This is a genomic window from Psychrobacter sp. S4(2024), assembly GCF_036861305.1.
Classification (GTDB): domain Bacteria; phylum Pseudomonadota; class Gammaproteobacteria; order Pseudomonadales; family Moraxellaceae; genus Psychrobacter; species Psychrobacter cryohalolentis.
Genome location: NZ_JAZAQR010000002.1, coordinates 714,389 through 721,666 on the forward strand (window position 1 = coordinate 714,389; position 7,278 = coordinate 721,666).

Here is a 7,278-nt window from a genome sequence, read left to right on the forward strand (position 1 = left end):
GATCTGTTATTAGAAAACTGAAGACACAAAAAAGGCTAACGATAACGTTAGCCTTTTTCAATACTTATAGATTCAAGCTGGTTTAGCTCTTTTTACTACTGCCTCTACCACCACGACTGCCGCTTCTCTTCGCAGGTGATTTCTTTGGCTGATCTTTGCTTGTGGAGCTGCGGTTTGGCTGACTAGCGTTTGAATGATCTTTCTTAGTTTGATTCATTTTACTAGATTGCAGCTTTGCTTGTAAACCAAAGTCAATTTGTAGCAGATCCATATTAACGCCAGCTACTTTCACTTTAACCAAATCGCCCAGCCCAAACACGGTGCCTCTATCTTTACCGATAAGCTGTTGCTGCTGCTCATCATAAACAAAGAAATCGTCACCAACGTTTGAGATATGCACCAAACCATCGATATACAAATCTGTCAGAGTAATAAATAAACCAAAGTTTGTGACGGTAGTTACAACACCATCGAACTCTTCGCCGACATGATCTTTCATATAATGACATTTCAGCCATGATTCTACGTAGCGTGAAGCCTTTTCAGCACGGCGCTCAGTATCTGAGGTTTGCATGCCAGCATCTTCTAATGAAAAATCCATCACAGGCTGTTTGGCATTTGTCACTTTCGCCTTGATCGCACGATGCAACATTAAATCAGGATAACGACGAATCGGCGAGGTAAAATGGCTGTACTCGTCGTAAGCCAAACCAAAGTGACCGATATTGTCAGGTGAATAGTTTGCTTGCATCATCGAACGTAACAGCATGCTATGAATACTGATAGCGTCAGGACGCTCTTTAGTTGCTTCAATGATACGCTGATAATCCGCTTGAGTAGGATTTTCTTCTGGGAAGCTTAGACCAAAGTTTTTGGCATATTCATGGATACGCATCGACTTTTCGCCATCAGGCTTATCATGATTACGATATAACACAGGCAGCTCATTTTTTAGTGCAAAGTTTGCTGCACAGGTATTGGCAAGCAACATGCACTCTTCGATAAGCTTTTGCGCATCACCGCGCGTACGAGGCAAGATGGCTTCGATACCACCTTTTTCATTGAACTTAATATACGTTTCAACGGTCTCAAACTCCATCGCATGACGCTCTTCACGTTTTTTGAGGAGTAGCTCATACAGTTGATGTAAGGTATCGACGGATTTTTTGACCTCTTTATTTTCTGTCAACGATTTTGGAACGCTACTGTCTTTTGGATTCTCAAGATAAGCGTTTACTTGATTATAAGTCAAGCGCGCTTGCGAGTGCATGACGCCAGGATAAAACTCATAACTGGTGATTTTACCAGCACGTGATATCTTAATATCGGCAACCATACAGAGGCGATCAAGATTAGGGTTCAGCGAACAGAGACCATTAGACAGTACTTCAGGCAACATAGGAATCACTTGATGCGGGAAATATACTGACGTACCTCGCTCATAAGCATTTTGATCAAGTGGCGAGTTCGGTGTCACATAATAACTGACATCCGCAATCGCTACCAAGACGCGATAATTACCACCAGAACGCTTTTCTGCAAACACAGCATCATCAAAATCACGAGCATCTTCACCATCGATCGTCACTAATGGCAACTCACGTAAGTCGACACGACCTTTTAGATCTTTTTCAATCGGCTCTTTATAATCATTTGCTTGATTGAGCGCCGCTTCACTGAACTCTGATGGAATATCATAATTAAGTAACGTAGTCTCAATGATCAGTTCGCGATCATTGTCATCAGATAAGACTTCAGTGATTTTGCCCGTGGCAAATTCATGCTGATTTGGCCAATCAATAATATCAACTTTTACCGGCGAGCCTTGCTTAGCATTGAAAGCCTGTACATTGTCTTCTGTGACGGTAATCGGCTGATGGTTATTTGGGCTACCAAGCTCAACGCAGTAACCGTCTTCATCATGAGCCAGCGTACCAATAAAATGATTTTGACGACGCTCAACGACATCAACGATACGACCTTCAGTACGACCGCGGTTGTCTGTTGACGTGCCAACGGCTTCTACTGTATCGCCATTAAAGACCCAACGCATTTGTTTTTCATGCAAGAATAGGTCAGGCATATCACTTAATAATACAAAGCCAAAGCCCTTTGGATGGGCTGTTACTGTACCGGTGACGATGTCGTGCTGAGTGACCGTACGATAGCGATAAGGGCGACCGTCACGATTGACTTGTCCATCGCGCGTCATCGCTTTTAGGCGGTTGCCCAAAGCGTCAAACTGATCAGGATCAGCAATATTAAAGGCTTTTGCCAATTGCTGATGGGTGATTTCACCGTGTTCATTAATCGTGCTTAATATAAGCTCGCGACTAGGAATCGGGTTATCATATTTTTGTGCCTCACTTGAGGCGTTTGGATCATTCCAACTCATAAATTACCGTATCTATTTTTAAATTATTAATAATGACTATCTTAACACGAACAACGTCCCAATATCTTAGGTCAATTGTCTTATCTGTATTTGATAGCGAGTAGTCGTTAGTGGTCAAATTTTATTAAAAGTGAATGCTTATCTAAATCAAATATCAATATCGACCGTATTTGATTGATTGGTTATTTTTTCCATGTTCAATTCTTTTGACACTTCTAATACCGTGGTCTGATTAGATTTATCGAGGTATTTTTGGGCTTTATCAACCTCAGTGGTCAAGGTATTGACCGTTTGCTTCATATTCTCAAGCGCTTCAATTTTATAATTGCTAATCATATCCATGGTGTCATAGACATTATTGAAGGCATTTTGCAATTTATCAAGCTCAATAGTGCTGCTGGTCGCTTGCTCATGAATTTCAAGTGATTGACGCTTGAGCATTGCCGAAGTTGATTCAATCAAGCTACTGGTCGTTTTATTTAAAGCAGTAATTTGGTCAAGTACCAGTTTTTGGTTAGTCATGGCTTGTGCGACAACCACTGCCGTACGTAGGGCTGAGATAGTGGTAGTAGTGGCGCGATCTACCCCTTTAATCAGCTCTAAATTATTTTTACGGATAGTATCCAATGCTAAATAACCTTGAACGTTTACCGCCAATTGTGTCAAAAAGTCGGTATTTTTTTGGCGGACATAAAACAGCATCTCTTCTTTAATAATACGTGCTTTCTCAGGGTCAGTCGCTTCTATCGCATAGACTTTTTGCTCGAGCTGCTCATCGATTTTTTTACCCACATAGATATATTGGCGAATCGATTGCATCAGCTCCCACATATTAATTTTTTCTTGCTCAATCATAGCATTGTCTTTGAGCAGCTCATCTTTACCATTATATAGGCTCGTTACTACCGCATTAATATGAGATTGCGCTGACTCATACTGACGGAAATAATCTTGTACTTTATTACCAAACGGAATCAAGCCAAATAGCTTGCGTGAGCTGGTCAGCTCTTTTTTGCTGGGGTCCAAATCTTCGACGATACCGCGCAGCTCCGTCAATGATTTTGCAATAGGAGAGTTATCAAATAAGCTGTCATTCAGGCTCTTAGCGGGTAGCTCTAACATACGGTTAGACACTTGCGCCGATTCACGGATTTCTTTATTACCCAAATTATGAATAGATTGGACGTTCTGTTGAAATTCAGAGCTGTGTACAGAGTTATTAATAACATGATCGACAAAAGCATCGACTTTGGCATCAAGCTCTGGAATATCGCTGTCATCTAACTTGACCATCTGATCTGCTTCACTTTTTTGTATCTCTTTAACAGGTTCTGGCGCAGTCAAAGTAATCGTTGGTGTAGAGGTGTTAACAGGTGGGGTTAATTCTTGCATAAGGCTTCCTATGATATCTAAAAGAGATTATATTTTTTATCAGCGACCTTCATAGTCGAGGCATGGATTATTTTTATCAGTTTAATTGTTTTTATTGAAATTATTCTTCATAAAGATAGAGTAGGTCTTTAGATTACCGTGTAATGAAAAGGTTGAGAAGATGGGTTTTGTAAAGCACTGTCGGCTTCATATATTTAAGGTGAACGATAGTCAAAGAGGTACAAGTGTCATAATTAACTATAAATATGCTTATTAAGCCCTACATACTAAAAACCACCAATACGCCGTAGCATATTGGTGGTGGGAAATCATGAATATCTATATAAACACAGCCACTACTAAGAATAGACGATTAAAAGCCTATTTCTTCTTAGTAGGTCCTAACAGCATACCCATTTGACGACCTTCCATCTTAGGATACTGTTCGACGTTTGAGATATCAGCCGTATCTTCAATGATACGATCAAGTTGCTTGCGACCAATTTCTTGGTGCGCCATTTCACGTCCGCGGAAACGGATGCTAATTTTAACTTTATCCTGATCTTCTAAGAAGCTAACGATTTTTCTCAGTTTAACCTGGTAATCGGCTTCTTCAGTGCTAGGACGTAGCTTCATCTCTTTTAGCTGAGTCTGCTTTTGGTTCTTTTTAGCTTCTTTCGCCTTTTGCTTCTGATCATAGAGAAAATGTTTATAATCCATGATTTTACATACTGGCGGTTTGGCTTCGGGAACCAGCTCTACTAAATCTAGACTGTCTTCACGTGCCGCTTTCATCGCGGTGTCGATATCGACCACGCCCATTTGTTCACCGTCTTCTTTGACCAGACGGACTTCTTTGGCACTGATATCTTCATTAATGTTCAAACGGTTTGACTGTTTAATAGGTATTACTCCTGATCTATTTTTGGGATCTGTCGGCCCTTTTCGGCAACAGCTGCTTCTACTAATGTGATAAATTCAGCGACACTCATCACGCCCAGATTTTCGCCTTCGCGAGTTCTAACGTTGACGCTGCCTGATTCGACTTCTTTATCCCCTAATACTAGCATATAGGGAATACGTTCTAATGTTTTCTCTCGTATCTTAAATCCAATCTTTTCGTTACGCAAGTCACTAATGGCGCGCAAACCTGATTTTTTCAACTCATTGACCACATTTTCACACGCATCTGCCTGTTTATCTGTGATATTCATGACTACCACTTGTTGCGGCGCTAGCCATACTGGCATCCAACCGGCATAGTTCTCAATCAAGATACCGATAAAGCGCTCAAATGAACCTAAGATGGCACGGTGCAACATAATCGGTACTTCGCGCTCGTTTTGCTCATTGACGAATTCGGCATCAAGACGCTCAGGCATATTCGGGTCAACCTGAATAGTACCGCACTGCCATACGCGACCCAATGAATCTTTTAGACTAAATTCAATCTTGGGACCATAGAATGCACCTTCACCTGGTAGATAAGCCCAATCAAGACCGGAACTATCCAATGCATCGGCTAATGCTTTTTCTGCAAAATCCCAAGACTCATCGCTACCGACACGTTTTTCAGGACGAGTCGATAGTTTCATAATGATATTATCAAAACCAAAATCTTCGTAAACAGCAAGGGTCAGCTTAATAAAATCAGCGACTTCTTGTTGAATCTGCGACTGTGTACAAAAGATATGAGCATCATCTTGAGTAAAACCGCGAACCCGCATCAAACCATGGAGCGAACCTGATGGTTCGTTACGGTGGCATGAACCAAACTCTGCCATACGTAATGGCAAGTCACGGTAAGATTTTAAGCCTTGGTTAAACACTTGCACGTGACAAGGACAGTTCATCGGTTTTACGGCATAATCACGATTTTCGCTCGAAGTGGTAAACATATTGGTCGCATAGTTGCCCCAATGTCCAGAACGCTCCCACAAGCTACGATCGACAATTTGCGGCGTTTTAATCTCTTCATAACCATTATCGTGCTGCACTTTACGCATATATTGCTCAAGTACTTGATAAATCGTCCAACCATTGGCATGCCAAAACACCATACCCGGCGCTTGCTCTTGCATATGGAATAGATTTAACGCTTTACCAATTTTACGATGGTCACGTTTTTCGGCTTCTTCAATACGCTGGATATAGGCTTTTAAATCTTTCTTATCCGCCCATGCTGTACCATAAATACGTTGTAGCTGTTCGTTCTTAGCATCGCCGCGCCAATAAGCACCTGACATTTTGGTCAGTTTAAAGACTTTTAGGAATCGTGTATTTGGCACGTGTGGACCACGGCACATATCGACATATTCTTGATGATGATATAGACCAAAGGCTTCTTCGCCTGGCATATCATTAATCAGCTTAAGCTTATATTCTTCACCACGTTCTTCAAAGATTTTAATGACTTCAGCACGTGGCGTTATTTTTTTGATAACGTCATAATCTTGCTTAATCAGCTCCATCATACGTTTTTCAATGGCTGCCATATGCTCAGGCGTAAACGGCGTTTCGCTATAGATGTCATAATAAAAACCATCATCGATAACGGGACCAATCACCATTTTCACATCAGGATATAACTGCTTAACGGCATGACCTAATAGGTGAGCACAAGAATGGCGAATGATATCGACACCGTCATCATCTTTTGGTGTAACGATTTCAACTTTCGCATCATGGGCGATAGGGTCATGCGCATCTACCAACTGACCATCCACACGTCCAGCGACAGTCGCTTTAGCAAGCCCTGTCCCAATACTTTGCGCCACTTCCATGACCGTTGTATTACCTTCGAAGTTTTTTACGCTACCATCGGGTAAAGTAATCGCTACCATAATCTATTCACCTTTTTGCGTCCGTTGGCAGTGATGATTGCAACCATCAATCATATAACCGTAAGACTGCGTCAATTATATCCAACCGCTATGATATGTTGTAAGAGATGGTATTACTTAAAGGCAAAGGCTCAAATTAGCAACCTCTTAGCTAAGTCTTATAATAATAAGAAGTGCCATTAAATAATATTATAAAGTCAGCTATTATAGCAAAAAATGTCTATTAACACTAGATAGATGGGGACTAAGGGCAGTTATGAATAGCCATCTATATGGTCGTTAACAAGTTACCATATATAGGTGCTTTATGTACCAATATAAATGCACTCAAATAAAAGGCTTTTTAGCGATAAACAGCTACTCAAAATAGATTGATAGTAGGCAGTGGTAATACAATTAAATAGGGTCATTTATGACTAAAAGTGCATTTACAAGATTATTTAATGATAGTAAATATAATTAATATGTTAAGTAGTTGAAAACTATCAACTATTTAAAATCTACTTAAATTAGTTTAAAAACCTTTGATAAAGCAGTTGACACCCCAGTTAGAATCTATATAATACGCCCCACAGCAAAGGAAGCTAGGCAATAAGTTAACCAACTTATCACTTAGATTACCGAGTTGAAACAAATTAAGAAAAGAAGTTGACAGACTATTAAAACATG

General features: G+C 40.5%; 4 protein-coding genes. All 4 read right to left on the reverse strand.

Features of this window, described 5'->3' with window-relative positions; translation table 11 throughout:
- Positions 1–82: 82 nt before the first annotated feature.
- The gene (rnr, locus tag VLA57_RS07955; RefSeq protein ID WP_333954788.1) at positions 83–2,395 is read right to left on the reverse strand and encodes a ribonuclease R; all 2,313 of its coding nucleotides are present in this window, start codon (positions 2,393–2,395) and stop codon (positions 83–85) included.
- Between the two features lie 147 nt (positions 2,396–2,542).
- On the reverse strand, positions 2,543–3,787 hold the full coding sequence (locus VLA57_RS07960; protein WP_333954789.1) for a toxic anion resistance protein: 1,245 nt from the start codon (positions 3,785–3,787) through the stop codon (positions 2,543–2,545).
- Between the two features lie 360 nt (positions 3,788–4,147).
- Positions 4,148–4,651, reverse strand: coding sequence for a translation initiation factor IF-3 (gene infC, locus VLA57_RS07965; protein ID WP_011281352.1), 504 nt, complete (start codon positions 4,649–4,651; stop codon positions 4,148–4,150).
- A gap of 23 nt (positions 4,652–4,674) precedes the next feature.
- Positions 4,675–6,609, reverse strand: coding sequence for a threonine--tRNA ligase (thrS, locus tag VLA57_RS07970; RefSeq protein ID WP_333954790.1), 1,935 nt, complete (start codon positions 6,607–6,609; stop codon positions 4,675–4,677).
- Positions 6,610–7,278: the final 669 nt, after the last annotated feature.

Bases quoted from the DNA above. Each gene is read 5' to 3' on its own strand.
- rnr (WP_333954788.1), bottom strand. From the start codon at position 2,395: ATGAGTTGGAATGATCCAAACGCCTCAAGTGAGGCACAAAAATATGAT.
- VLA57_RS07960 (WP_333954789.1), bottom strand. From the start codon at position 3,787: ATGCAAGAATTAACCCCACCTGTTAACACCTCTACACCAACGATTACT.
- thrS (WP_333954790.1), bottom strand. From the start codon at position 6,609: ATGGTAGCGATTACTTTACCCGATGGTAGCGTAAAAAACTTCGAAGGT.